Genomic DNA, 24,971 nt, shown 5'->3' with positions numbered 1-24,971 from the left:
CAGCATCGAACATCTTCAGTCGAGTGGCATGGGCGATGCTGCCAAAGCAACCGGGCGCAGATCATTCAGCACCGCCCGGACCGTTGGCGCTGCAGCCTTCAGCTGAGGCAGCTCAACAAGTAAACCAGCGCGGCTTCCGGTACCAGCGGCTTCAAATCCGCGGGCGGCCCGCCCAGCGGCGCGCTTTGAGCGTTGCATGGAGTTCGAGCCGCGTCGCGCCATTCAGCGGATCTGCACCGATGAGCTGGCGGACCCTGGCGAGCCGGTTGTAGATGCTGCTGCGGTGCAGGTGGAGCTTCGTGGCCACGTCCTGCACGGAGCCGTCGCTGTCGTAAAGCAATTCGAGCACGGGCAGCAGCTCGCCGTTGCGGTCGGCATCCTCGATCTCTTGGAAATGCGCCGAGATCGAATCGTCCCAGCCACCGGGAGCCTGTAGCCGTTCGAACAACTGGTAGATCCCGGCCGAGCGGCTGTCCACGAGCTCGCCGAGTGGAGGATCGACGGCGGCAGCCTGGGCCGCGAGCTTCGACTGTCGGTAGGCCCGGCCCATCTGGCGGATGACTGAAAACGGCTCGCTGATGCCGAGTATGACGCGGTCCACCTTCCGGCCGGCGCGCTTGGCGAGTTCCAGCTGATAATGAACCAGGACTTGGGCATGCTCTGCCCGTCCGCCCGTTTCGCGGAACAACATGACCGAGTGCGTCTCGGTGCCAGCGCTGAAAAGCACGGAATCGACCCCGATAGTTGCCTGCAGCGCGGCGGAACGGTGCGTCAGGGTCGCCGCGATCGGATCCGAGACGCCGCCACTGTCCTCCGCGTCGAGCACGGTAACCAGCTGCCACGGTCCTCGGCCTTGGATCTCCTTCCATCCCGCCACGGCCGCCACCGCATTGGACTCGCCTTGGCATGCAGCCAGGAATTCCTGCTCACGGCGGCGCCGGAACTCCGATTCGGCAGTATTGGAATCGAGCAGCAACCCCGCGAGGAGGTCCAACTCGTCCCGGACGCCCGGCAACTCGGCGAGTATCGCCGTCGCGGTCTGCTCGTCAAGGTCCTGCTGGACCCAGAGGTACCCCACGCGGAATCCGCGCACCAGCAGCGGGACGCAGACGCGTCCCACCATCCCGAGTTCCTCGTTGGCGGGCACGACGACGGGACGCACCGCGGTGGCGATGCCGTGCGAGAGCTGCCACGCGCTGACGTCCACTGGGACCCGTTTGCTCAGGAGGAAGTTCACCCGCACACGGTCGGCGTGGGACTGGTTGGAACTGTAGGCGAGCAGCACGCCGTCGAGGTCTTCCAGGGAGAGTCCGCGGCCCAATTTGAGTGCGACGTCCTCGACGATTTTCTCCACGTCTTGCTGCATGGGGAAAACACTACGTTGCCCCACGAACATCAGGCGACACCTGACGCTCTCAATATCGACAAATGTCGAGTCGCGAGCGGTAAAAACCCCGGAATTCCAGGGAAGTCAGCCGCGGCGGCGATCGCCTTTCCTGTCGCCTGGCTCACAGCGGATTTATTCTGGAATCACAGTCCCCCGCAGAGAAAAAGGCCGTTGAAGCCTTTCGAACATGGAGCCCAAAATGATCATCGGTGTCCCCAAAGAGATCAAGAACAACGAATTCCGCGTTGCCATCACAGCCGCGGGCGTTCACGAGTTCCGCACCCACGGCCACACCGTCCTGGTGGAACGGGGCGCAGGCCTGGGCTCCGGAATCACGGACGAGGAATACGCGGTTGCCGGCGCGGAGATCGTGGCCGAAGCCGACGACGTCTGGGCACGCGCTGACATGGTCATGAAGGTCAAGGAACCCATCAAGGCCGAGTACCACCGCTTCCGCAAGGGCCTGATCCTCTTCACCTACCTGCACCTTGCCGCCGAGCCCGAGCTGACCCAGGAACTCATCAACTCCGGCGTCACGGCCATCGCCTACGAAACCGTCCAGGACGGCCGCAGCCTGCCCCTGCTTGCACCGATGTCCGAGGTCGCCGGCCGCCTGTCGGTCGTCGTCGGCGCTTCCTCCCTCATGGCTCCGGCCGGCGGCAAGGGCGTGCTGCTGGGCGGCGTCCCGGGCGTCCGCCCGGCCAAGGTCGTTGTCCTCGGCGCCGGTGTTGCCGGTACCAACGCCGCCGCCATGGCCCTTGGCCTGGGCGCCGATGTCACCATCATGGACATCAACATCAACCGCCTCCGCGAACTGGATGCCCTCTACCAGGGCCGCCTGAAGACGGTCGCTTCCAACGCGTACGAGATCGACAAGTCAGTAGTCGACGCCGACCTCGTCATCGGTTCCGTGTTGATCCCGGGCGCCAAGGCCCCCAAGCTCGTCACCAACGAGCTGGTTTCCCGGATGAAGCCCGGCTCCGTGCTGGTGGATATCGCCGTGGACCAGGGCGGCTGCTTCGAGGACACGCACCCCACCACACACCAGGAACCCACGTACAAGGTCCACAACACGATCTTCTACTGCGTCGCCAACATGCCGGGCGCCGTCCCCAACACCTCCACCTACGCTCTGACCAACGTCACCCTGCGCTACGCCGTGTCACTGGCCAACCTGGGCGTCAGGGCTGCATTCGACCGCGACCCCGCTCTGGCAGCCGGCCTCAACATCGCCGCGGGCAAGGTCACGCACCGCTCGGTCTCCGAGGCGCACAACCTGCCCCTCGTCGCCGACTGGCACAACCTGGTTTCCGCTTAACTTCTCCATCGACTGCTCCGTAACTGTCGCTTTGAGCCTTCAGAACGACAGTTACGGAGCAATCGATCACCCTTTACGGCTTGACCGGGTTGCCCGGGAGGATGTCGGAGGGAACCGGCTGGGGCAACGGGAGTGTGGGCGTCGGGACCACCGGCGTCGGGATCGTGATAGGTCCCGGACGGCCCTTGGCGATGTCGTGCAATCCATTACGCGGATCCGACTCGGACCCGGGTGAGGTAGTGCCGGGAGTGGCGTGCGGCGATGGATGCGCGTTGTTTTGGGCGTCGGGGTTGGAGGACCCCGGAGACGGCGATACGGGATCGCTCGTTCCACGGGTGGGCATCGGAACCGGCTCCGGGCGTGTTCCCTGCTGTCGCGGAGCGTTGCCGCCCGATCCAGGGGTGAGCTGGGAAACGACCGATCCAACCACGGAGCCCAAGTGTTCGATCGTTCCCGGAATGCCGCCGTCGGACGCAGCTGCAGCGGTAGCTCCGGCGGCAAGGGAAGCCGCAACGGCAACGGCGGCGAAGGTCAAGCGGCCCTTTTTACGGCGACGAGCGGCAAGTTCATCAACAGGCGCAGCCGCTGCGCGGGAAGCCGCCCCAACTGGCGCAACAGTCTCCACAGCGGTAACAGCGGTAACAGCTTCAACCGGCGCGATCGCCCCGCGGGCTGGTGCCATCAAGGCTTGCACAGCCACCGAGGGCTGCGGCCGGGTGCTCGCAAGGGCGCGCAGTTCCAGCAGCTCGGTCCGGATCTCGTATGCTTCGTCGAGCCCGGCTTCAGCAAGCAGGCGGTCAATGCCTTGCTCGCCGAAAGATGCGGATTTTTCGCTCATGATGTGCCATTCCTTAGTAGTGCACGTTCTCTCAGTGCACTCAATGCCCTGCGCTGCAACTGCTTCACGGCTCCTTGGGACTTGCCCATGATGGCCGCTGTTTCTTCCAACGACAGGTCCGCCACGACCCGTAGTGCCAAGACCTCCCGGTAGTCGGGGTTGAGGTCGGCCAGTAGCTCGGTTACGCCCAGGCCTTCCCCGTGCCCGAATGCCTGGTCCTCGGCCGAAGGTGCGCGTCGCGAATCCAGATCGGATTCATAGGGCGCGGAATCAGGGGTGCGTTCCCGCTTGCGATAGTGATCCACCATTCGCGCGTGCGCTATGGAGAAGAGTAGGGTTTTAGCCCCCTGGAGACCCCCTCGAAGGGAATCCAGTTTGGGATAGAGAGCCAGGAACACGTCCTGGGTAACTGCTTCCGGATCATCTACGCCGCGGGCGCGAAGGTATCCAAACACCGGTCCGGAAAACTCGTTGTAGGCAGCTGTGAAGAACAGTGCGGGATCTTCCTCGTCCGCCTGCAAATATTCATCAGCCAAAGGGTCCAGCACCCGCGACCCCTCCATCCCACGCAGCGCGGTCATCGTCCCTGGCCTGGGAAATGACCACTGCTGCAGTCTGTTGCGTCGCGGGGCTCCTTGTCATTTAGCCAAGGAGCCCCGCCGTTCAAGCGTAGCCGCAGTGTTACGGGCTGACAGAATCGGACGGCACGTGCACAGGTGCGGTCGGCACGTGGGACGGCACAGCCGGGACGGCCGGTACTGCAGGGACGGCCGGTGCGGACGGCACTGCGGGAACAGCCGGTACGGCAGGCAGTGCGGCGCTTCCATCGGCGTCGGCCTTGGCGGAAGCGGATCCGTCAGCATTCAGGCCGGCAGCCTTGCCTTCGGTCACTACAGTTGCGCAGTGTGCGTTGACGTTGGCTTCGCCGCCAGCGGCAACAACCAGTGAGGAGTAGCCGGGCACCTTGGCGTCGGCCTTCAGGCCGCCGTTGAGGAGCGCGGTGCAGAGGCCGAATGCCTCCGGTGAGGTGGCCTTGGCCGATGCGGCTGCTGCGGCGGCCTTGGACTTTGCGTCGTCAACGGCGTCAGTGGCCTTGGACTTTGCGTCGGCAGCGGCGTCAGTGGCCTTGGACGTGGCCGTCTGGGACGCCTCAGCCGCCTTGGACTGTGCGGACTCGGCTGCATTGGTCGCTACCGGGGCCGGGGCTCCGAGCAGTTCGTGGGCGCTCCTCTGCAGATCGTTGGGAAGTGCTCCGTTGAAGGCTGCGACGCCGGTTCCGCCAACCGCTACAGCTCCGGCGGCAAGGACGCCGGCGGCGATTTTGCTGGTGGCAAGGACAGTGAACAAGGACATGAAACCCTCCGACAAACGTTTTGGGACTGCTCCGGCAGCGGCTTTGTCGCTACTGGATGATCAGTGCGGACGTTGTCCACACTCCCCTTACATCGCTGAGGGTCCCGGCGAAGTTACGCCCGATCCAAAAAACTTTCAGGCGAACTGGCAGTAGATGACCCTTCCCAAGCGTTTTGGGGTCATTTGGTGCCAGTTCGCGCCGGTCAGGCGAGGGCCCTGGCCTGCTCAATCAGCCTGAGTACCTCGACCGGCCCGGCCGGATCCACGGGGAGCGGCAAAGCGGAGGCGGCACCGCCGTCGGCGATCTTCTCGCCAAGGATCCGGTAGAACTCCTGGTAGGCGCCGCGCTCAGTGGGTACCGTGGTCCGTACGCCGTCGATTTCCAGGGTGCCATAGTGGTGCGGATCGTCGACGCCGTAGGCGCCGTCTGTGGGCAGCCCGCCCGCCAGGATGAACGGTTCCTGTGGATCGATCCCGAACTTCACGAAGCCGCCCTTGCTGCCCAGGACGCGGAAGCGCGGAGCGTGAAGCTGGCTGTTGACGTTCATGGCGACGTGGCTGGTCACACCGGAAGCATGTTTCAGGACCAGGAAGACGTCGTCGTCGGCTTTTTCTTGCGGCCGTCGCGCCAGGATTTCGGCATGGATGACTTCGGCGGGACCGAACATCTGGATAGCCAGGTCCAGCAGGTGGGTTCCCAGGTCGAAGAGCAGCCCACCGCCGTCGTCGGCCGTGGCGCCGGCCTTCCACGCCTTGCTGATTTCGGGCGCCCACCGCTCCATTGACGCTTCGCAGCGCATGACCTCGCCCAGCGTCCCGGCCTCGAGCAGCTTCTTCACCGTGAGGGCGTCGCCGTCCCAGCGGCGGTTTTGGTAAACGGTAAGCACGCGGCCCAACCTCGCGGCCAGCTCGATCAGCTCCTGCCCCTGCGCGCTGCTTACGGCGAATGGCTTGTCCACGACGACGTCGAGCCCGGCTTCCAGCGCGGCCTTCGCGAGCGGGTGATGGGTCGCGGGCGGTGTGCCGAGCACCACGAGGTCCAGCTCGCCGGCAAGGGCCAGGACGTCTTCCGGAGTGTCCACGATCCTCGTGCCGGGATACCGTGCCTGGGCTTGGGCTTTGCGGCCCGAGTCCGAAGTAGCGATGACGTCGAGGGAATACGCAGGATTGGCTGCGATGAACGGCGTGTGAAAGACGCTGCCGGAAAGGCCATAGCCGACGACGGCGGTGCGGATCGGTGTGAGGGTCATGCCGCTACGCTACCGGGCCAAGGCAGCCCGGCGAAGGTTTTGTCAGCAGTCTTGCAACAGGCGCGTAACGAGCTCGCGCCACGACGCCGCCAGACGCTCCGGCGCGACTCCGTGAGCGCGAAGGGAATGGAGCATGCGCTCGGGATCCAGCGTGGCGCCGAGGGAAAGAGCCAAGAGCCAAGGGTCGCGGTCCAGGCCCGCTTCCCGCAGCAGCATCTCGATGTGCCGGTGCCACAACACCACCGGCGGGGCGTCGTGCCGGTTTTGCGGGGAATGTTCCGCCGCTGCACGCGCCAGCTCGCCGTATTCTTCGACATATTTGATGCGCGCTTCGCCGAAGGCAATGAGGCGTTCACGTGGGGGCGCTCCGGGGCCCAGTGGCGGCGGACCGAAGATGAACTCACGCTGGAATTCCGCTTCGGCATCGCTCAGGAGGGTCATCATGAGTCCTGCCCTGCTGCCGAAACGGCGGAAAACCGTTCCCTTCCCGACGTCGGCCCTGCACGCGAGCATGTCCATGGTGACGGCGTCGACGCCATGTTCGGCCACGAGATCCCTGGCAGCTTGAAGGAGCCGTTCGCGGTTACGCGCGGCGTCGCTGCGCTCCGGCTGCGTCCCGAAAGGCGATCCGGGCCGGATGGGGATGAGGCTCACAAAAACATTCTAGCCTTGGGAATATTAAGCGGACTGCAGTCCGTTTAGAATCTACGAAGGCAGCAAAAGCCTCCAAAACCGAGCGCCTGCGGCACCGTCCGCGGCCAGACCCAAGGAGTTCCCATGTCCAAGAACACCGTTCTCGCCCTTGTTGGCAGCCTCCGCGCCGATTCCCACAACCGCAAGCTCGCCGAAGCCATCCAGCTGAACGCCCCGGAAAACGTCGAAGTACAGATCCACGGCTCCCTCGGCAACATCCCGTTCTACAACGAAGACATCGACGTCGAAGGCCAGGTTCCGGCCGAAGCCGCAGCTTTGCGTGCAGCAGCAGCCGAAGCTGACACCCTCCTGTTTGTGACGCCCGAACACAACGGCACCCTGACCGCTTCCCTCAAGAACGCCATCGACTGGCTGTCCCGCCCCTACGGCGCCGGCGCCCTCGCGGGCAAGCCGACCGCCGTCGTCGGTACCGCCTTTGGCCAGTTCGGTGGCGTCTGGGCACAGGACGAGGCCCGCAAGGCAGCCGGCATCGCCGGCGCCAAGGTCCTTGAAGACGTCAAGCTCGCCGTTCCGGGCTCCATGATCCGCTTCGCCGAACTGCACCCCAAGGACGACGCCGAAGTTGTTGAGCAGATCAAGGGCATCTTTGAGCCCCTGACCGCTGTCCAGGAAGAAGAAGCAGCAGCCTAGTTCCCTCGGTTCGCCCCGCGTGCAGCCAGAATGCCCCCGTCCCGCCATTGAGGCGTGGGCGGGGGCATTTTTTGTCGATACGATGGCGGCATGGCCGACTACAACCGCCACCCCGACGTCGATGCCTACCTCGAGGCCCTCCCGGACTGGCAACGCGCCATTGCCGAGCAACTACGCGACCTCATCCACGAAGCCGAGCCTGAAATCGTCGAAACCATCAAGCGCCGCACACAGCCTTACTTCGTCCTCGACGGTAACGTCTGCGCTCTGCTCGCAGCCAAGGACCACGTGAACCTGTTCCTTTACGACGGCGCGATCGTTCCCGACCCGGACAACATCATCACATCGGGGCACGGCAACAAGACCGCCCGCATGATCACCTTCCACGAGCACGAGCCGATTCCGCGCACACCTCTCACCACCATGCTGCGGCAGATCGCGGCGAACAACCGCGCCGGCGGCTGGCGGAAGATCAACGGAACGGACTAGCCGGAACGCCCTTCGAAACGGAAGCAAGCGGTCACCGCACCACCGCTACCATTCCGTGACTGAGCTGAGGCCGAACCGTCATGGACGGAGCGGCCCACACCCGATCGGCCGGCCGTAACGTTGAGATAGAGGCACCAAGGGTGATCAGGGCAAGCGCGGGGGCTTTCATGTGGGTCGGACGCGGCGTGGAATGCACGACGACGGCGGTCGCCGCGCTGTGCCTATCCCTCCTGCTCTGCTTGGCTGGCTGCGCTTCCCCCGTCGGCGATCCGGGCGGGTCACGCTCCGCACAACCGGTCTCACCCGGCTTCGTCCAGGCGACGCAAGAGCCCGTAGCCGGGCCGATTCCCATGCCCCTCCCGGCACCTCCCCCGTATATGAACCCCCCACCCGCGGCATCGCTCCCAACTACGGCGAACCCGCAGGCACCCGAAGCCGGGCCGGTTCCTGCGCCCCTCCCGACCGCCGGAGAATCGACTGGGTCCTTCGTGTATTTCGTGGCAATCGGCGACGGCGGAAGCCGCGGCGTGCGGTTCGGCTGCGGCGACAGTCTCGTGGCTGTCCACATCACCACCCCGCCGGGCAGCGACCCGCTGGCCATGGCGATGGGGCAACTGCTCGCCCCCGACGGCACCGCGTCCCGGGCAGGTTTGTACAACGCGCTCTCGGGCTCCGCGCTGCGATACGTTTCGGGCTACCTCGACGGCACCACCGCCGTCGTGAACCTGAGCGGGTCACTTCGCCCTGGAGGCGCGTGCGACAACCCGCGGATCGAAACCCAGCTGGCGCAGACCGCGGTGGCGGCTACGGGAGCATCCCAGGCAGCGATCTACATCGACGGGAATATCCTGGCGGACGTCCTGGGTTTGCACTGAGATGGCTGGTCACTCGAATAGCGCGTCCATGTCCGCATAGCTCCGCGTTCCGGCGAGGCCCGACCAGTTTCCGTCGCCAAGAACTTCCATCGCCAGCCTGGAGACCTTCGCGTAGGCGGCCCTCGCAGTGCTGCCGCCAATACTGATTCGCCGCACGCCGACGTCGTGCAATTCTCCGGGCGACGGCGAACCCAAGCCGGCCAGCGCATTGAGCGGTACGCTGATCCGCCGGGAAAGTTCGTGCAGAATATGGAGATCCGTCAACCCCGGCACGAAGATTCCGTCCGCCCCGGCCCGCTGATAAGCATCCGCACGGCGCAGCGTTTCCTCATATGCGGTATCCGGAAACTTTCCAGACCAAAAAGTGTCCGTACGCGCATTGATGAACAGTCCGACGCCCGCATCCTCGGCAGCCTGTTTGATCAGGGCGATGCGCCTGGACTGTTCCGCGATCTCGCTCAGCGGCTGCTCCGCCGAATCCTCGATGTTGATCCCGACGGCGCCCACGTCCAGCACCGCTCGAACCGTGGCCTGGAGTTCTTCATCGGTACGCCCGTAGCCAGTCTCGATGTCCGCAGTCACGGGCAGGCGGGTGGATTTTGCTATCCGCGCCAGCGCTTCCATCGCGAGTTGCCGCGGAAGGTGGTCCCCGTCCTGGTACCCCAGGCTCCAGGAGATAGCCGAGCTGGAGGTGGCCACCGCCGTCGCGCCCGCTTCCTCGACCATCCGCGCAGATGCCGCATCCCACGCATTCACCAGCACCAACGGCGCATGAGGCGCGGCATGGAGCTCGTGGAAGCGAAGGGCTTTGGATTCGAGTTCAGGATGCGTCGTCATGGCTCTATTCCAGCCTTCCTGTGTCCGGACGTAAAGCGCTTCGCACCGCGAATCTCGAAATTAGGATGAAACATCCGTTGCTCAGTTGGCAACTCCGGGGAGTATCCTTTCACTGTGACCCACGAAACATTGGATGCCGGGCCCGAGTTGCCCGCGGAAGCAATCGACGCAATAGAGCGAGCAGCAACTGCCGCCCACCGCCACGAGGAACTTTTCTCGGAGCGCGCCGCCAACATCAAGCAGTCCGCTGTGCGTGACGTCTTCGACATCTCAATGCGGCCGGGACTCGTGTCCCTCGCCGGCGGAAACCCCTACCTGCAGTCCCTGCCCCTAGAGAAGCTCGGCCAAACCGCCGCCCGCATCATCGCGGAAGAAGGCATGACGGCGCTGCAGTACGGGGGCGGACAGGGCACCGAGGAACTGCGTACCCAGATCTGCGAGATCATGGCCGCGGAAGGCATCCTGGACGCCCGGCCGGAGAACGTGGTGATCACCGCGGGTTCCCAGTCGGCCCAGGACGTGGCCACGAAGGTCTTCTGCAACCCCGGTGACGTCGTCCTTGTGGAAAACCCCACCTACGTGGGCGCACTGAACACCTTCGAGGCGTACCAAGTCCAGGTCGAGACAGTGGACATGGACGACGACGGCCTGGTCCCGGAGCTCCTGGAAGCCAAGATCGCGGCGCTTCACGCCGAGGGCAAGTCCATCAAGTTCCTCTACACGATCCCCAACTTCAACAACCCGTCCGGCATCACACTTGCTCCGGCGAGGCGTCAGCGAATCGTCGATATATGCCGCAGTGCGAATATTCTGGTGCTGGAGGACAACCCCTACGGCCTTTTGCGCTTCGACGGCAACCCGTTGGAACCGATGCGGGCCGCGAACGAGCATGACGTCATCTACATGGGCTCGTTCTCCAAGATCTTTGCCCCTGGACTGCGAATCGGATGGGCACTAGTACCCGAGCACTTGCAGCGGCGGTTCTACCTGGCCTCTGAAGCCGTGACGCTGTGCCCTCCCACCCTCAACCAGATGATCATCTCGGCATATCTTCGGGACTACGACTGGCGCGGGCAGATTGACACTTACCGGGCCCTGTACGAGGAACGCTGCAAAGCCCTGCTGGTGGCGTTGGAAGAGCACATGCCTTCCGGCCTCAGCTGGACCAAGCCCGAGGGTGGCTTCTTCGTCTGGGTCACCTTGCCCGAGGGCGTCGACACGTATCCGCTGCTCAAGAAGGCGATCGAGGCAGGGGTCGTGTTCATCCCCGGCGCGGCGTTCACGCACTCTGACGAACCATCCAACAAACTGAGGTTGGCTTTCAGCGCAGTGCCACCGGAGTCCATCGCCGAAGGCGTCCGCCGATTGGCGCCGGTTTTGCAGGAAGCCATTGATGTCATCAGCAAAGGAGCAGAGATATGAGCGGAATAGTCCTCGTTGGAGTCGACGGCAGCGTAACGGCAAGGCGGGCCGCCGATTCGGCAAAGAATTTGGCGACCGCACTGGGCGCGGAACTGCGCGTCATCACCGCGTTTGAAGGCGCCCACGTAGAGGTCGTCGAAAGCGGCGGCGACAAGTGGATTCTCTCCGACGCCGACGCCGCGGAGAAGGTAGCCAGCAAAGTGGCCGCGGAACTCGCCTCCGATCAGTTGACCACAAGCTATGGAGCAGTCTTCGGCAAAGCCGGAGAGGCCTTGGTCAAGGAAGCAGAACGGGTGGGTGCCCAAGTGATCGTGGTCGGCAACCGCCGCATGCAGGGACTGGCCAGGGTTCTCGGCAGTGTCGCGAACACGGTGGCGCACAACGCGCCGTGCGACGTCTACATTGCCAAGACGGACGAATCGTAAGGGACTGTCCGACCCCGCGACTTTGACGGGGATCACGCGTTGTGGTGGGCGGTCTCACCCCGATTTTGGCCGTGCCGCTAGGATGCCGCCGATAAAATTGGAGTGGCCCCCAAGGGCGCGAGCCGCCCATCACAACAACCCGTAGGGGATCCCTTTTGCTTACTCTGCAGCCGCGCCAACGCGTCGGACACGACATTCTGCTCGCCCGCCATGGCAACCACATCAGCTCCATGCGCTTCGACCGGGCAAATGACCGCATCGTGGCGCTTCTCGACGACGGCTCAGTGGACAGCGCTCCGAACATGATCTCGCCGCTGCTCCAGATGCCGGAGACGTTCCGCAGCATCCTTCGTTCCGACTGGAAATTGTTGCTCGTGGTTACTTCCGCGATGCTCGCCGTCGGAGCCCTGGCCATGGTCCTGTCATTTGGAATGATCGGCAGCATGAGCGACCAGCAACTGCGCGACCTTGCGATCAGCTACACGTCCTACTAGCTCAGCCAACCGCGCAGGACCCGCCAAAGTCCCCCAACGCCGCTCTGCTCAGTCAAGCAGCAGAGCCGGCTCCTCAAGGATGGACGCGACGTCGGCCATGAAGCGGGCAGAGAGGTCCCCGTCCACCACCCGGTGATCGAACGAACCGCCGAGCGTTGTGATCCAGCGAGGGATGACCTCGCCGTCGAGCACCCAGGGCTTTTGCTTGATGGTGCCGAACGCGACGATTGCCACCTCGCCGGGGTTGATGATGGGCGTTCCGGTGTCGATGCCGAGGGCGCCGACGTTCGTGATGGTCAGGGAGCCGCCCTGCATCTGCGCAGGCTGGGTCTTCCCAGCGCGTGCCGTGCCGGCGAGCTCGTTGAGCGCGAGGGCCAGTTCCTTGAGGGAAAGGTCCTGGGCATCCTTGATGTTCGGCACCATGAGCCCGCGCGGGGTTGCTGCGGCAATACCGAGGTTCATGTAGTGCTTGACGTGGATCTCCGCTCCGCCTTTGCCGTCGGCGTTCTCTACCCAGGTCGCGTTAACGCTCGGGTTGCGTGCGGCGGCCCAAATCACGGCCTTGGAGAGGATCAGCAGCGGCGATACCTTGATGCCCTCGAAGTCCCTGGAGGCCTTGAGCCGCTTGACGAATTCCATCGTGCGGCTGGCATCCACGTCAACGAAGATACTCACATGCGGCGCCGTGAAGGCCGACTCCACCATGGCTTTGGCGGTGGCCTTGCGGACGCCCTTGACGGGGATCCGTTCCACTCGCTGATCCTGCGGCTTCTTGGACGCACCCCAGAACGTGTCTGCTTGGTCCACCTCGGCGTCTCGCTGCGACTGGTAGCTGACCAAGTCCTCGCGGGTCACTTCGCCGCGGGCTCCCGTGGGAACGACATCGGCCAGGTCAATCCCAAGTTCGCGGGCGATCTTGCGCACGGGAGGCTTGGCCAACACCCGGTTGACGAGGCCGCTGACCGTTGCACCAAGGCCTGTGAGACCCGGTGCCTGGTTTGCGGCTCCCTGACTTGCGGTCGCTGGCTGCTGTTCGGCAGCGGGGGGCAGGGCCGGAGCAGTGGGCTCGACGACGGGCTCGACGACGGCTGCGGGTGCCGTGCTCGCCGCGGCCGCGGCCGCGGGTACAGCAGTAGTGCCTTCCGGGCGCTTACGCGGGCGGCGCTTGACGGCGTCGGCCTTCGGACCGGAGCCAACCAGCGGACCGCCGGCCGGACCGCCGTCGGACGTTCCGGCGTCGTCGGGCAACTTGCCGTACATCAGGGTCTCGACGAGCTGTTCGGCGGCAGGCTCAGCGGAGGGTGCCGGTGCGGCCGTGGGCGAGGGCGGCGCCGGGGCGGTCTCTGGTTCTCCAAGCGCATTGTCGGAAATGCCGATGATAGCGGTTCCGACTTCAACCGTGATGCCTTCGGCGACGAGCAATTCCGCCACGGTACCGGCATACGGAGACGGCAATTCCACGAGGGACTTCGCCGTCTCGATCTCGCAGATGACGTCGTTGATGGCCACGGTATCGCCGGGCTTGACCTTCCAGGAGACGATTTCCGCCTCGGTCAGGCCTTCGCCGACATCCGGCAGGTTGAATTTCTTAACAGTCACTTGGGTCCTCGATCTCGGCTGGCCCGTCCGCTGGGCGGCGGGTGCAATCAGGGGCGGCTAGTACGCCAGGGAACGGTCCAGGGCTTCGAGGATCTTGTCGATGTCCGGCAAGTAGTCCTCTTCAACCTTCGCCACGGGATACGGCATGTGGAAACCGCCCACGCGGATAACCGGAGCCTCAAGGTGCAGGAAGGCACGCTCGCTGATCCGTGCAGCGATCTCGCCGCCGATCCCCCCGAACGTCGGGGCTTCGTGCGCGACGATCAAACGGCCGGTCTTCTTGACGGAAGCGGTGACGGTGTCGAAGTCGATGGGGGAAATCGAGCGTAGGTCGATCACCTCGATACTGCGCCCGTCCTCTTCCGCCGCCGCCGCGGCGGCCAGCGCGACCGGTACCAGCGGCCCGTAAGCCACGATCGTGGCGTCGGAGCCTTCACGCAGTACGTGCGCCTGGAACGGGTCCGACGCCGGTCCGGGGTTTTCGGTGTCCACCTCGCCCTTGAGCCAGTAGCGGCGCTTGGGCTCGAAGAAGATGACCGGGTCCGTGCAGTCAACAGCCTGCTGGATCATCCAGTAGGCATCGTGGGCATTGGACGGGGTGATGATGCGAAGGCCGGCCGTGTGGGCGAACAGCGCTTCCGGCGATTCCGAGTGATGTTCGATCGAACCGATGCCGCCACCATAGGGAATGCGGATGACCACGGGAACCGTCAGCTTGCCGCCGCTGCGCGAATGCATTTTGGCCAGCTGCGTGGTGATCTGGTTGAAGCCGGGGAACACAAAACCATCGAACTGGATTTCGCAGATCGGACGGTAGCCGCGCAAGGCCAGGCCTATGGCTGTGCCGACGATGCCGGACTCTGCCAGCGGGGTATCAACTACCCGGTCTGCACCGAACTCCCTGATGAGTCCATCGGTCACACGATAAACGCCGCCCAGCGGCCCGATGTCTTCGCCCATGAGCAAGGACTTCGGATTATTGGTGAGCGAGGCACGCAGGCCTTCGTTGATGGCCTTGGCAATGGTCATGGTGGTCATCAGTTGCCTGTCCCCTCTTCCTCGTCGCCTTCGAATCCGGCGGAGTATTCCTCGAACCAAGCAAGTTCCTCGGCCACCAGCGGGTGCGGCTCGGCATAGACCCCCGCGAATGACTCGCGGAAGTTCGGGCCCTGCAGACTTTGCGTGGTGCTACGGACATGGGCAGCGAGTTTGTCGCCGTCAACCTTGACTTGCTCAAAGAAAGCTTCGTCGGCCAGGCCCTCGCTACGAAGGTACTTCTCGAGGCGATCCAAGGGATCCTTGCCGCGCCATGCGGTTTCTTCGGCGGATTCGCGGTACTTGGTAGGGTCGTCCGCCGTGGTGTGGGCACCAACGCGATAGGTATATGCCTCAATAAGCACCGGACCGCGGCCTTCGCGTGCGTGTTCAAGCGCCCACTCGGTGACCGCATGGACTGCGATGACGTCGTTGCCGTCCACCCGGATGCCCGGGAAGCCGTATCCCTTGGCCCGGTTGAACAGGGGAACCTTGGTTTGGACCTCGGTGGGGACCGAGATGGCCCAATGGTTGTTCTGGCAGAAGAACACCACGGGAGCGTTGTAGGACGCCGCGAAGACCATGGATTCGTGGACGTCGCCTTCGGAGCTGGCACCGTCGCCGAAGTAGGCCACAACAGCAGCCTTCGGGTCATTGGAACCGTTGGCTTCCGCGAGCTTCTGGTCCCGCTGGATTCCCATGGCGTAACCAACGGAATGCAGCGTCTGCGCCGCAAGCACGAGCGTATAGAGATGGAAGTTGTTTTCGGTGGGATCCCAACCACCATTCGAAATTCCTCGGAAGAGCTTCAGGAGTTCCGCCAGATCCACATCACGGGTCAATGCAACGCCATGTTCCCGGTATGTGGGGAAGATGTAGTCCTGCCGTTGGGTGGCCCGTCCGGAACCGATCTGGGCGGCCTCCTGGCCGGTGAGGGGAACCCAAAGAGCCAGCTCGCCTTGGCGCTGAAGGGCCGTGGCCTCCTGGTCGAAGCGGCGGACCTTGGCCATGTCGGCGTAGAAGCCCCGGAGCTGCTCAGGATCAAGGCGCTTGGCGTAGTCCGAGAAGACGGGATCTGTCCCTAGCTTGCCGTCCGGCCCCAGCAGCTGGATCATCTCGGCAGCGGGATCGCTTGAAGCGCCTCCCGCCGGAGACTGCTGATCCAGTCCCGTTCCGTTGATCCCGGGGGTGGGCAATTGAGTTGCGCCCATTCCGTCTCCTTGCCTGCCGCAGCCCGATGCTGAGCAATATTCGCTGATATATGCCGATTCCGGAATGCATTCCGGAATCGGCATATCTTGGCTTTCGTCCCTTACTTTATCCGCAGTAAGGGACGCAGGGGCATTTGTTAACCGCTAGGAAGGCTGCGGCGCTTTTGTATAGGACGCACAGAGTTCCAGGAATCGGGTATTGGCCTCGACTTCTCCGATGCTGACCCGGACGCCTTCGTTGCCGAAGGCCCGCACAGACAACGCCCGCTCGCCTGCAAGTCCGGCAAATTCGGCGCTATTCTCCCCAAGATTCAGCCACACGAAGTTGCCTTGAGCCTCGGGCACGAACCATCCCAACTCCCGGAGCCCTGCGGTAACCCGATCCCGCTCGTCAACCAGGCTTTGTACCCTTTCCACAACTTGGTCGAAATTCTCCAACGAAGTAATGGCGGCGCGTTCGGCAATCTGCGAGACGGCAAACGGCGTGGCAGTGACCCGCAGGTGCTGGGTGAGATCCGGGCCGGAAACGCTGTATCCAACGCGCAGCCCCGCAAGGCCGTGAGCCTTGGAAAAGGTGCGGAGCACCACGACATTCGGGTACTTGCGGTACAACTTGATACCGTCAACGGCGTTCTCGTCCCTGACGAACTCCTGGTAGGCCTCGTCGATAACAACAACGACGCCCGCCGGCACGGATTGGATGAACCGTTCGGTTTCCTCGGCGGTGAGGATGGGACCCGTCGGGTTGTTTGGCGTGCAAAGCAGAATCACCTTGGTGCGGACGGTCACAGCGGCCGCCATGGCTTCGAGATCGTGGCGTCCGTCGGAAAGCAACGGTATCTGGACGCTGTCAGCACCGGCCAGCCCTACGCAGATCGGGTAGGCCTCGAAGGAACGCCAGGCATAAATAACCTCATCAGCCTTGCCGTCGTGGTTCTGTCCGGCGAAGGTGGCAAGGATCTGGTTCAGGGCCCCGAGGCTTCCGGCTCCGGTGACGACGTCGTCACCGGGGATTCCCAGGAAGTCAGCGAGCGCCGTGCGCAGCTTGGTGGACAAAGGGTCCGGGTACCGGTTGATGTCCGACTGATCAGCGATGGCCTGGAGCACGGCGGGAATCGGGGGTAGCGGGTTTTCATTGGACGACAGTTTGTAACTGGTCAGGCCCTCTATCGCCACGGGAGGCTTGCCTGCAGCATATTTGGGGAGCCTGTCCACAACCGGGCGGGGACGCACGCCCTCCGGTGCGTTGTCAGAAGAATTCATGGCACCAGCCTACTTGCAGGGCTTCGGGCCATGCTGGCAAGCCCTCTGGTCAGTGCATGCGAAAACCGGCGCATGTGAAACCCAGCGCATGTGAAAGCATGGGCGTATGGGTTCATTCATTGTGCGTGTCCTGATCAACGGGCTGGCCCTCTGGGTTGCCAGCTGGATTCTGCCGGGGATGGATATCTCCACTTCAGCAACCACCAACGCAGTGAGCAATGCGGGGGTCACCCAAGGCGGCGACACTTTGGGCGTGGTTCTTGCCTATCTCTTCATAGGGCTCATTTTTGGCATCGTCAATGCCTTTGTGCGGCCTCTGGTCAAGCTGCTCTCCCTTCCGATCACGATCCTCACCCTCGGCCTGTTCACGATCGTCATCAACGCGGCCATGTTGTCCTTGACAGCGTGGCTCAGTAGCTACACGCCGGTACACCTCACCATCGACCGTTTCTTCTGGACCGCTGTTCTCGCGGCGATCATCATCAGCCTGATCTCCATGGTCGCCAGCTGGATTCCAGGCGGCAGGCGGTAAGGAGCCTTAGGCCAGCAGGTTGCCCGGCTTTCCTCATCGTCCTCCCCGCGGAGCCGGGGGTGGTTCGCGGGTCAGCTTGAACCGGGTCACTTTGACCACTCCACCAACGCCCAATATCCCGCCCAGAGTTGCTGTGGAAGCGGCCAATGAAGGATCGGAACTGAGCTGCACCAGCTTTGCCCCTTCCTCGTAGCGTGAGAGCTTGTGAGCCGGCCCGATGCCTTCGTCTTCGCCGGGTTCCAGGATCACCGGATTGGTCATGGTCACCGTAACTCTGTCCTTGGTGTCCGGATTCGCTTTGCCTTCCGCACCGGGAACCCAATCCTGTTCGTGCTCCAAGTGCAGGCTTCCGACGCCGGCTTCCGGGGTGATCCCGCCGACGGGTGATCCCGCTGTCACCACAAACTTGAGGTCATACTCGGCGAGGAACGCTTTGTCCTTGCTCAAGTTCATGGCATGGATTCCCCCTTGGCTGTGGCCGACGGCCACCACCGTTTCGCCGGCTGCGGCGCCTGCCTCGAGCAACGCCTGACGGATGGCCTTGCTGGTTTCCGTCGAGTTGTAACCCAGCGCTTCGGCAATCCCGGCTTCGTCCAGTGGATTGCTGCCTCCGGGCGGAATGCCCGGCTGGGTGCCCGGAATCAAGACCGCCCATGCCCGTGCTCCGTCATTATCTACCTGCACCACTTCTATTTCACCATCTGAGCTGCCATCGACGTGATCCAGTTCCCTGAGCATTCCGGCTGCCGACAGGTCCACGCTCTTGGTGGCCGTCTCGCCCCGGCTGAGCGAAATGGGACGTGGCCTGAGAAAAGCCAATGCGGGGACCCCCGCGATCGCTCTCAGGACGGCGCCCACATCAGTAGGTCCGACGATCGCCCCTGAGAGGTTCGCCACTGCCGGAGGTAGCCCCATCATCAGCGCCAATATCCGGGTCAGATCCCGGACGGCTCCTTCTGTGGCGCCCCTCCAGCCAAAGTCCAGGGGATTCGGACCAGTCGTGAGGACTGGCATTCCCATGCCCATCCGCAGCCTGATCGCCGCGTGTGATTCGGCAAACTCGTATTCACGGTGGCTTGCCCTGACATCGTTCCGAATCCGCTGAAGCTGTTCGCGGACCCGCCCAATATCCCGGCCGCTCCCGCCGACCGCGGAGATGGCATTGCTTCCACTCGTGTAGGACGAGGCCTGGTACGGGAAGAGAGCCACCCTCACCGCTTCAGCTTCCACTTCGATGGCCTGCAGTTGGAGCACGAGTCCGTCAAGCGCGGCAGCGCCAGCAAGCAACTCTTCGAATTGGAAGCGGATTCCGCCGACTCCGCCACGTATCCGCAATGTGCCATCCGGCCCGGGTGTTCGAGGGTGGGGAGTTCCGCCCGCACCGATAGGAGCGACTTCGGCCATCAGAAGCCGGACTGGGGTTTCGATTCCACATTCTGGGCATGGCGGAGGGTCGCTGCAGCGGCCTCGCTCAAGGCATCACGCCCCCTTCGAAGGGAGGCGGCCTGCAAAGCCAGCGTGGTCCGGTACGCACGGCCGGCCGGCGACTCCCATTGCTCGAGTTGCAACTGCGCCAGCTTGGCAAGAACGGCGTCGGCTTGGTCGGCGCAGACGCTCATCCGCCATCCGAGCTTCTGGATCTCCGCGCTTCGTGAAATACATTGCTGCGAATCCAGATCCGTTCCTCCGGCCGCTATAAGAATGCCGCTCAAGACGTTGTCCTCCTCCATGTCCATTGATGTTGTGGCAGCGACACTACGTTGTGCTCCGGTGGCGCGGAACCGCCGTGGCCGGCTATGTGGATAACCTGCCGGAAACACGACCAGGAAGAGGAGGCCGCGATGTTATGCACATAGTGAAGTCCGGCTTGATGGCGCGAGCCGAGTTCATGAAAGAATTGCCCCATGCCTGAAACCGTCGCCGCCGCTGTTACCCGTACGCCCTCCGGACGCCTGGCTCTCGCCGCGTCGCCGGAGCCGATCGCCCTGGGCCCGCTGGACGGCCGGTACCAGTCCGCCGTCGCTCCGCTGGTCGACTATTTGTCAGAGGCCGCTCTCAACCGCGACCGCGTGGCCGTCGAGGTCGAATGGCTCATCCACCTGACCAGCAACAACGTACTTCCCGGCGCCGGGCCCCTGAGCACCGAACAGCAGGAGAAGCTGCGCGCCATCGTCACCGAGTTCGACTCCGCTTCGGTCGCGGAACTCGCTGAAATCGAAGCCGTCACGGTCCACGACGTCAAGGCCGTTGAGTACTACATCGGCCGCCGCCTCCCCGAGATCGGTATCGAGAACCTGACCGCGATGGTGCACTTCGGCTGCACATCGGAAGACATCAATAACCTTTCCTACGCCTTGGGCGTCAAGGGTGCCGTGGAAGATGTCTGGCTCCCTGCTGCCAGCGCCTTGGTGAAGCAGATCGAAGCGATGGCCGAGGAGAACCGCGCCGTCCCGATGCTTTCCCGCACGCACGGCCAGCCGGCCACTCCCACCACTCTTGGCAAGGAACTGGCAGTGATCACGCACCGCCTGAGCCGCCAGCTGGACCGCGTTTCCAAGACCCAGTACCTGGGCAAGATCAACGGCGCTACCGGCACTTATGCCGCACATGTCGCTTCCGTTCCCGGCGCCGATTGGGAGGCCGTGGCCCAGTCCTTCGTTGAAGGCCTGGGACTGACGTGGAACCCGTTGACCACGCAGATCGAGAGCCACGACTGGCAGGCCGAACTCTATGCCGACGTCGCCCGCTTCAACCGCATTCTGCACAACGTCTGCACAGACGTCTGGAGCTACATCTCGATTGGCTACTTCCGCCAGATCCCGGTTGCCGGCGCCACCGGCTCCTCCACCATGCCGCACAAGGTCAATCCGATCCGCTTCGAAAACGCAGAAGCCAACCTGGAGATTTCCAACGGACTGTTGGACACTCTGGGCGCGACACTGGTTACCTCCCGTTGGCAGCGAGACCTCACTGATTCTTCCTCGCAACGCAACATCGGCGTCGCATTCGGACACTCGCTCCTTGCAATCTCGAATGTTGCCAAGGGACTGAAGGCTCTTGACGTTGCCGAGGAAGTACTGGCAGCCGACCTCGACACCAACTGGGAAGTCCTCGGCGAGGCGATCCAGATGGTCATGCGGGCCGAAGCCATCGCCGGTGTCGAGGGAATGGAGAACCCGTACGAGCGACTCAAGGATCTCACCCGCGGTCAGCGCGTCGATGCGGTCCGCATGCAGGAGTTCGTTTCGGGCCTGGGATTGTCTTCCGAAGCCGAGGCACGCCTCCTGGCACTTACTCCGGGCAAGTACACCGGTATCGCGGACCAGTTGGTGGACCACCTGAAGTAGAACGCTACGCTGCATGGACCCGGCGTTTCCGAATCGATGTAAGGAACTGTGTCAGCATGAGGCTCTTGCTTATCCGCCACGGGCAGACCCCCGGAAACGTCCTGGGGCAATTGGACACGGCGTTTCCCGGTCCGGGACTGACTGAACTCGGCGAACGTCAGGCCGCTGCGCTCCCGGGGTCTCTTGCCAACGAGGACATCACGGCCATCTATGCATCCACGCTGGTCCGCACCCAGCTGACCGCCGCCCCGCTTGCAAAAGCGCTAGGGCTCGAGGCCACCGTATTGCACGGCCTTCAGGAGATTGAGGCCGGGGCCTTGGAGAAGCTCACCGACCACGAATCGCACCACCGGTACATGAGCACCGTTTTCGCCTGGACCGACGGTGAACTCGACCTCCGCATGCCGGGCGCGGGTGATGGCCACGAGTTCTTCGCGCGCTACGACACTGCCATTGCCAAGGTGGCAGCGGCAGGCGACGAAACCGCCGTCGTGGTCAGCCACGGTGCCGCGATCCGCTGCTGGGCAGGTCGCCGTGCCGTGGATGTCGGCCGCGAGTTCGCGGCCACCCACCAGCTGCAGAACACCGGAATCGTGGTGCTCGAAGGCGACCCGGAGGGCGGCTGGCACCTGCTGCACTGGGACCAGAGCCCGGTGGGCGGACTTGCCTTGGCCGACCGGACGGTCGAAGATCCCACCGGCGACGCCATCGAATGACGGCTGCTTGAGGTCAACCCCAACGCCCCGGTATTTCTCCGGACGCTTACGCGCAGGAAACACCGCGGTAACCCCCGCTTCTTAGGCTTGATAGGCATAACCCCCTCCGGCGAAAGAGGTTCCGATGCAGACCAATCCGCGGCTCAACATCAGACAGGTCACCTGGTCTAACCCGGTGGGTGCAGACCTCCGCGCGGCGCAGCAAGCGGAACTGGACGCACGTTTCGGCAACTCAGACCACGAGCCAGGACCCGCGCCGTCGGAAGCGGACACGGCCGTTTTCGTCGTTGCCTACGAAAAGTGCTCCGGCCAGCCCCTGGGTTGCGGAGGGCTAAGGATTCTGGATGCCGAAACCGCGGAAATCAAGCGTCTATACGTCGTCCCGTACGCGAGGGGCTCAGGAGTGGCCAGCTCAATCCTTGCAGCGTTGGAAGCGCAGGCACATGCCCACGGTTTCAGCATGATCACAGCGGAAGCGGGTTCGGCCCAATCGGACGGCCGCAGCTTCTACGAAAGCGCCGGCTTCGCCGCAGTGCCCAACTTCGGCCCCTATATTGGTGTCAGCCACTCGCAGTGCTACGCCAAGCCGATCGATTCGCACAGCGCCTCGCACACGGCGATGGCCTAAGGACAGGCTGGCCTCCGCTCCAGCCAGGCTGGCCCACCGATCAATCCAGGCTGCGTCCGCCCTGACCCAGATGGGCCCGATTCAGTGCTTCGATTTCTTCATCGCTCAGGTCGTCGAAGCTCTTGGCCTCGTGCTTGTCGCTCCGGGAGAACCGGACGAACATCAAGATGATGAGGGGAAGATCCACGATCTCCGCGAGGAACCACATCAGGTCTCCCGCGAGTTGCTGGTCCCGTAGCGGCAAGGGGAACCAGCCTGGTTGATTGCCCAAGACTGACGTGGCGCCGTCGAGAATTCCCGGACTGAGCCGCATCAGGACTCCCGGCACCGCATCGGCGAGCAGCTCAATGAATACAAAGATGAACTCGACGACGATGAGCGATGAGGTGCGACCTGCACCGTCTTCCATGATCGGTACGGTCATGAGGAGTCCCATGACGGGCACCAGCAGCGTCAGGATGACGTCGGCGGCGGGGTTGGTCCGGAGCACGTAGAAAAACGGGGTCAGGAACACCGTGAACATGGTGAGTCCCAGAAGCGCCGCCACGAGCGTGTTGCTGAGCATGCGAACGAGCCGGTGCCCGAGTACAGCTTCCAGCCTCGCAGCGCCCATGGGGCCAAGGGTCTGCCTTGCAAGGGTTAACGGCTTGCCCAGGCCAATCAACAGCGGGACCACAAACAGGTAGGACGTCACTTTGAGGGTGAACGCCCACCGCAGCTCGTGGCTGTACGTTCCCGGGAATCCAAAGCTGAGGGCCGCGAAACTACCCAGGCCAAGGGCGAAGAAGGCAAACGAGTTCCACAGAGGCCAGCGGATATCCCGACGCTTGGCAGCCATCAGGCCCTTTGAATACAGGGCGGCTGTGGCAATAAGAATGACCAGGGCAGGCCAGTTCATTGACCATGCGCCCAACACGGCGTTCAACGGTGGCATGTTCAGTGGTCCACGTCGGAAGGCCGGGTGCTCAGCCCGGCACTGCGATGGGTTTTGTCGATCTTCATGGTGTTCCTCCAGCGCTTTCCCGGCGTGCCGCATGGTGCGCGATTCGGCGTGTCGTGTTGTGCCCTGAACCGGGTGCACCGTATCCATGTTACGGAGTCGCGCCAAGCATGGCACACCGCAGGAGACGCGGGCGCCCGGCCTCGGCTAATCTCGCATTATGGAAAAGGCTGACATCACGTTCCGGACCCGCAAGTGGATACGTCCGGAGGACCTCAACGCCAACGGCACGCTGTTCGGTGGAAGCCTGCTGAAATGGATCGACGAGGAAGCGGCAATTTACGCAATCCTCCAGCTTGGAAATGGCCGCGCCGTCACCAAGTACATCTCCGAAATCAACTTTGTCAGCTCGGCCGTTCAGGGCGATCTAGTGGAGATGGGCCTGACCGCAGTCCGCTTCGGCCGGACGTCACTGACCATGCGAGCGGAAGTGCGCAACATGATCACCCGCGACAGCATCCTGACGATCGAGGAAATCGTGTTCGTCAACCTCGGGCACGACGGCCGGCCGGAACCGCACGGCTACACGGAAATCACCTATGACCGTGACCGCATCCCCACGCACCACTTGACGCAAGCGCTCCACGAGGACTGAGCGCCCGACGTCGGGCCCCTCCTAAAGCGGCGGGCCCTGCCCGGCGTCGGGCCCGCCCAAGACGGAGCCGCCTAAAAGCTTTTCCCCGGAAACGGGTGCTGGCGGCCGCGAAATTCGCGGCCGCCAGCTTGTATTTCCGGTGACGGGAGTGGTGTCGCCGGAACTTTGGGGCGCCCAGGACGGGCGCGGCGCCTCAGTAAGGCGGGGGTCAGCGCCTATCGAAGGTGAGACCGCCGGGGACCTGGAACGTCGGCATGAGTTCCAGCATGCCCACATTCACGTGGCGCGGGGTTTCGATGGCGTAGTCGAGGGCGTTGACGATGTCGTCAGTGGTCAGCGACTCGTAGCCTTCGTAGTAGGTCTTCCACGCTTCTTCCATAGCTTCAGGCGTCCCGCCCATGTTCCGGCCGAAGATCTCGGTTTCCACCCGGCCCGGGCAGATCTCGGTCACGCGGATGCGCTTGCCGACCGTGTCGTTCCTGAGCTGGCGTGAGATCTGGTGCACGGCTGCCTTCGTGGCGTGGTAGACCGTGTGGCCATAGAAGTTGTAGACCCCGGCGATCGAGCTGATGTTGATGATGTGGCCAAGATCGCGTTCCACCATGCCCGGCAGGACCAGCCTCGTGAGCTGAAGCAGGCCGCGAAGGTTGACGTCGATGAGCTCGTCGATGTCCTGCTCGGACGAGTCCAGGAGGTTTCCGGGACGGGAAACTCCGGCGCAGTTGACCAGGACGTCGACCTTCAGTTCGCTCACGACGGCGGTCAGGGCCGCTGTGTCGGTCAAGTCAACTACGTGCGGGATGGCGCCCGTACGATCGGCCAGTTCGCTGAGGCGTTCCTCGTTGCGGGCCACGGCGTGAACGGTCAGGCCTCTTTTGGCTAGGCGCTCCGTGATCGCGGCACCCATGCCGGTTGACGCTCCGGTGACGAGGGCGGTGTTGTAGTCGGAAAAAGACATCGGTTCTCCAAAGAGTGGAAATGGAAGGCACGAAGTGTGCCGGAGGTCAGCGGCG

Annotated in this window: 27 protein-coding genes; 12 read left to right on the top strand and 15 right to left on the bottom strand. The window is 63.6% G+C overall.

From position 1 onward, the window contains the following. Positions 1 to 151 precede the first annotated feature (151 nt). Positions 152 to 1,366: a PucR family transcriptional regulator gene (locus tag AB4Z38_RS15855; protein ID WP_441430588.1), complete on the bottom strand. Its 1,215-nt coding sequence runs from the start codon at positions 1,364 to 1,366 to the stop codon at positions 152 to 154. Between the two features lie 220 nt (positions 1,367 to 1,586). Here AB4Z38_RS15855 and ald point away from each other — a divergent pair, with 220 nt between their 5' ends. Further along, positions 1,587 to 2,705, top strand: a complete 1,119-nt coding sequence (ald, locus tag AB4Z38_RS15850; RefSeq protein WP_441430587.1) for an alanine dehydrogenase — start codon at positions 1,587 to 1,589, stop codon at positions 2,703 to 2,705. Positions 2,706 to 2,778: 73 nt separating this feature from the next. Here ald and AB4Z38_RS15845 read toward each other — a convergent pair whose 3' ends face one another. The 5 genes from AB4Z38_RS15845 to AB4Z38_RS15825 form a co-directional block, all read right to left on the bottom strand. Next, positions 2,779 to 3,543 carry a hypothetical protein gene (locus tag AB4Z38_RS15845; protein WP_441430586.1) on the bottom strand — a complete coding sequence of 255 codons (765 nt, stop codon included), beginning with the start codon at positions 3,541 to 3,543 and terminating at the stop codon, positions 2,779 to 2,781. Further along, a complete protein-coding gene (locus tag AB4Z38_RS15840; protein WP_441430625.1) occupies positions 3,540 to 4,091 on the bottom strand; it encodes an RNA polymerase sigma factor in 552 nt (183 codons plus the stop codon). Before AB4Z38_RS15840 ends, AB4Z38_RS15845 begins: the two co-directional genes overlap by 4 nt. Before the next feature lie 133 nt (positions 4,092 to 4,224). Then, a complete protein-coding gene (locus tag AB4Z38_RS15835; RefSeq protein ID WP_441430585.1) occupies positions 4,225 to 4,896 on the bottom strand; it encodes a hypothetical protein in 672 nt (223 codons plus the stop codon). Between the two features lie 203 nt (positions 4,897 to 5,099). After that, the gene (locus AB4Z38_RS15830; RefSeq protein WP_441430584.1) at positions 5,100 to 6,146 is read right to left on the bottom strand and encodes a Gfo/Idh/MocA family protein; all 1,047 of its coding nucleotides are present in this window, start codon (positions 6,144 to 6,146) and stop codon (positions 5,100 to 5,102) included. Between the two features lie 42 nt (positions 6,147 to 6,188). Next, positions 6,189 to 6,800, bottom strand: a complete 612-nt coding sequence (locus AB4Z38_RS15825; protein ID WP_441430583.1) for a TetR/AcrR family transcriptional regulator — start codon at positions 6,798 to 6,800, stop codon at positions 6,189 to 6,191. 123 nt (positions 6,801 to 6,923) lie between these two features. Between AB4Z38_RS15825 and AB4Z38_RS15820 the strand changes: the two genes are divergently transcribed. The 3 genes from AB4Z38_RS15820 (at position 6,924) to AB4Z38_RS15810 (ending at position 8,854) form a co-directional block, all read left to right on the top strand. Beyond that, on the top strand, positions 6,924 to 7,490 hold the full coding sequence (locus AB4Z38_RS15820) for an NAD(P)H-dependent oxidoreductase (RefSeq protein ID WP_441430582.1): 567 nt from the start codon (positions 6,924 to 6,926) through the stop codon (positions 7,488 to 7,490). A gap of 90 nt (positions 7,491 to 7,580) precedes the next feature. After that, positions 7,581 to 7,979, top strand: a complete 399-nt coding sequence (locus AB4Z38_RS15815) for a DUF1801 domain-containing protein (RefSeq protein ID WP_441430581.1) — start codon at positions 7,581 to 7,583, stop codon at positions 7,977 to 7,979. A 140-nt stretch (positions 7,980 to 8,119) separates the two neighbouring features. Further along, the gene (locus AB4Z38_RS15810) at positions 8,120 to 8,854 is read left to right on the top strand and encodes a GerMN domain-containing protein (RefSeq protein WP_441430580.1); all 735 of its coding nucleotides are present in this window, start codon (positions 8,120 to 8,122) and stop codon (positions 8,852 to 8,854) included. A gap of 9 nt (positions 8,855 to 8,863) precedes the next feature. Here AB4Z38_RS15810 and AB4Z38_RS15805 read toward each other — a convergent pair whose 3' ends face one another. Beyond that, positions 8,864 to 9,691: an isocitrate lyase/PEP mutase family protein gene (locus AB4Z38_RS15805; RefSeq protein ID WP_441430579.1), complete on the bottom strand. Its 828-nt coding sequence runs from the start codon at positions 9,689 to 9,691 to the stop codon at positions 8,864 to 8,866. A 114-nt stretch (positions 9,692 to 9,805) separates the two neighbouring features. Between AB4Z38_RS15805 and AB4Z38_RS15800 the strand changes: the two genes are divergently transcribed. From AB4Z38_RS15800 to AB4Z38_RS15790, 3 genes are all read left to right on the top strand, one after another. Then, the gene (locus AB4Z38_RS15800) at positions 9,806 to 11,113 is read left to right on the top strand and encodes an aminotransferase-like domain-containing protein (RefSeq protein WP_441430578.1); all 1,308 of its coding nucleotides are present in this window, start codon (positions 9,806 to 9,808) and stop codon (positions 11,111 to 11,113) included. Next, on the top strand, positions 11,110 to 11,538 hold the full coding sequence (locus AB4Z38_RS15795) for a universal stress protein (protein ID WP_441430577.1): 429 nt from the start codon (positions 11,110 to 11,112) through the stop codon (positions 11,536 to 11,538). The genes AB4Z38_RS15800 and AB4Z38_RS15795 overlap by 4 nt, the downstream gene beginning before the upstream one ends. Positions 11,539 to 11,693: 155 nt before the next feature. Further along, complete coding sequence (locus AB4Z38_RS15790) at positions 11,694 to 12,032, top strand: hypothetical protein (protein WP_441430576.1); 339 nt, start codon at positions 11,694 to 11,696, stop codon at positions 12,030 to 12,032. A gap of 48 nt (positions 12,033 to 12,080) precedes the next feature. Here the strand turns inward: AB4Z38_RS15790 and AB4Z38_RS15785 are convergent, their stop codons facing one another. The 4 genes from AB4Z38_RS15785 to AB4Z38_RS15770 all read right to left on the bottom strand — a co-directional run bounded on the left by AB4Z38_RS15785 (position 12,081) and on the right by AB4Z38_RS15770 (position 17,140). After that, a complete protein-coding gene (locus AB4Z38_RS15785) occupies positions 12,081 to 13,631 on the bottom strand; it encodes a dihydrolipoamide acetyltransferase family protein (RefSeq protein ID WP_441430575.1) in 1,551 nt (516 codons plus the stop codon). A gap of 57 nt (positions 13,632 to 13,688) precedes the next feature. Continuing rightward, positions 13,689 to 14,669 carry an alpha-ketoacid dehydrogenase subunit beta gene (locus AB4Z38_RS15780; protein WP_284982589.1) on the bottom strand — a complete coding sequence of 327 codons (981 nt, stop codon included), beginning with the start codon at positions 14,667 to 14,669 and terminating at the stop codon, positions 13,689 to 13,691. Beyond that, positions 14,669 to 15,877, bottom strand: coding sequence for a pyruvate dehydrogenase (acetyl-transferring) E1 component subunit alpha (gene pdhA / locus AB4Z38_RS15775; RefSeq protein WP_441430574.1), 1,209 nt, complete (start codon positions 15,875 to 15,877; stop codon positions 14,669 to 14,671). Before pdhA ends, AB4Z38_RS15780 begins: the two co-directional genes overlap by 1 nt. Positions 15,878 to 16,021: 144 nt before the next feature. Further along, positions 16,022 to 17,140 (bottom strand): histidinol-phosphate transaminase, encoded by a 1,119-nt coding sequence (locus AB4Z38_RS15770; RefSeq protein WP_441430573.1) that lies wholly within the window; start codon positions 17,138 to 17,140, stop codon positions 16,022 to 16,024. Between the two features lie 106 nt (positions 17,141 to 17,246). Between AB4Z38_RS15770 and AB4Z38_RS15765 the strand changes: the two genes are divergently transcribed. Continuing rightward, on the top strand, positions 17,247 to 17,672 hold the full coding sequence (locus tag AB4Z38_RS15765; RefSeq protein WP_059388735.1) for a phage holin family protein: 426 nt from the start codon (positions 17,247 to 17,249) through the stop codon (positions 17,670 to 17,672). A gap of 33 nt (positions 17,673 to 17,705) precedes the next feature. Here AB4Z38_RS15765 and AB4Z38_RS15760 read toward each other — a convergent pair whose 3' ends face one another. Both AB4Z38_RS15760 and AB4Z38_RS15755 read right to left on the bottom strand, forming a co-directional pair. After that, positions 17,706 to 19,007, bottom strand: coding sequence for a hypothetical protein (locus AB4Z38_RS15760; protein ID WP_441430572.1), 1,302 nt, complete (start codon positions 19,005 to 19,007; stop codon positions 17,706 to 17,708). A 68-nt stretch (positions 19,008 to 19,075) separates the two neighbouring features. Further along, positions 19,076 to 19,384 (bottom strand): hypothetical protein, encoded by a 309-nt coding sequence (locus tag AB4Z38_RS15755; RefSeq protein ID WP_441430571.1) that lies wholly within the window; start codon positions 19,382 to 19,384, stop codon positions 19,076 to 19,078. A 192-nt stretch (positions 19,385 to 19,576) separates the two neighbouring features. Between AB4Z38_RS15755 and purB the strand changes: the two genes are divergently transcribed. The 3 genes from purB (at position 19,577) to AB4Z38_RS15740 (ending at position 22,363) form a co-directional block, all read left to right on the top strand. After that, on the top strand, positions 19,577 to 21,019 hold the full coding sequence (purB, locus tag AB4Z38_RS15750; protein WP_441430570.1) for an adenylosuccinate lyase: 1,443 nt from the start codon (positions 19,577 to 19,579) through the stop codon (positions 21,017 to 21,019). Positions 21,020 to 21,075: 56 nt separating this feature from the next. Then, positions 21,076 to 21,735 carry a histidine phosphatase family protein gene (locus tag AB4Z38_RS15745; protein ID WP_441430569.1) on the top strand — a complete coding sequence of 220 codons (660 nt, stop codon included), beginning with the start codon at positions 21,076 to 21,078 and terminating at the stop codon, positions 21,733 to 21,735. 124 nt (positions 21,736 to 21,859) lie between these two features. Further along, a complete protein-coding gene (locus AB4Z38_RS15740; RefSeq protein WP_441430568.1) occupies positions 21,860 to 22,363 on the top strand; it encodes a GNAT family N-acetyltransferase in 504 nt (167 codons plus the stop codon). A gap of 40 nt (positions 22,364 to 22,403) precedes the next feature. Here AB4Z38_RS15740 and AB4Z38_RS15735 read toward each other — a convergent pair whose 3' ends face one another. Continuing rightward, positions 22,404 to 23,297, bottom strand: coding sequence for a cytochrome c oxidase assembly protein (locus AB4Z38_RS15735; protein ID WP_441430567.1), 894 nt, complete (start codon positions 23,295 to 23,297; stop codon positions 22,404 to 22,406). 226 nt (positions 23,298 to 23,523) lie between these two features. Between AB4Z38_RS15735 and AB4Z38_RS15730 the strand changes: the two genes are divergently transcribed. Then, positions 23,524 to 23,958, top strand: coding sequence for an acyl-CoA thioesterase (locus tag AB4Z38_RS15730; protein WP_084784486.1), 435 nt, complete (start codon positions 23,524 to 23,526; stop codon positions 23,956 to 23,958). A 208-nt stretch (positions 23,959 to 24,166) separates the two neighbouring features. On the opposite strand, the gene AB4Z38_RS15725 is transcribed toward AB4Z38_RS15730, so the two are convergent. Then, positions 24,167 to 24,916 (bottom strand): SDR family oxidoreductase, encoded by a 750-nt coding sequence (locus AB4Z38_RS15725; protein ID WP_078107213.1) that lies wholly within the window; start codon positions 24,914 to 24,916, stop codon positions 24,167 to 24,169. Positions 24,917 to 24,971 lie beyond the last annotated feature (55 nt).

The sequence above is a fragment of the Arthrobacter sp. 2RAF6 genome, assembly GCF_052115205.1.
Classification (GTDB): domain Bacteria; phylum Actinomycetota; class Actinomycetes; order Actinomycetales; family Micrococcaceae; genus Arthrobacter.
This window is presented reverse-complemented; position numbering and strand designations above follow the sequence as displayed.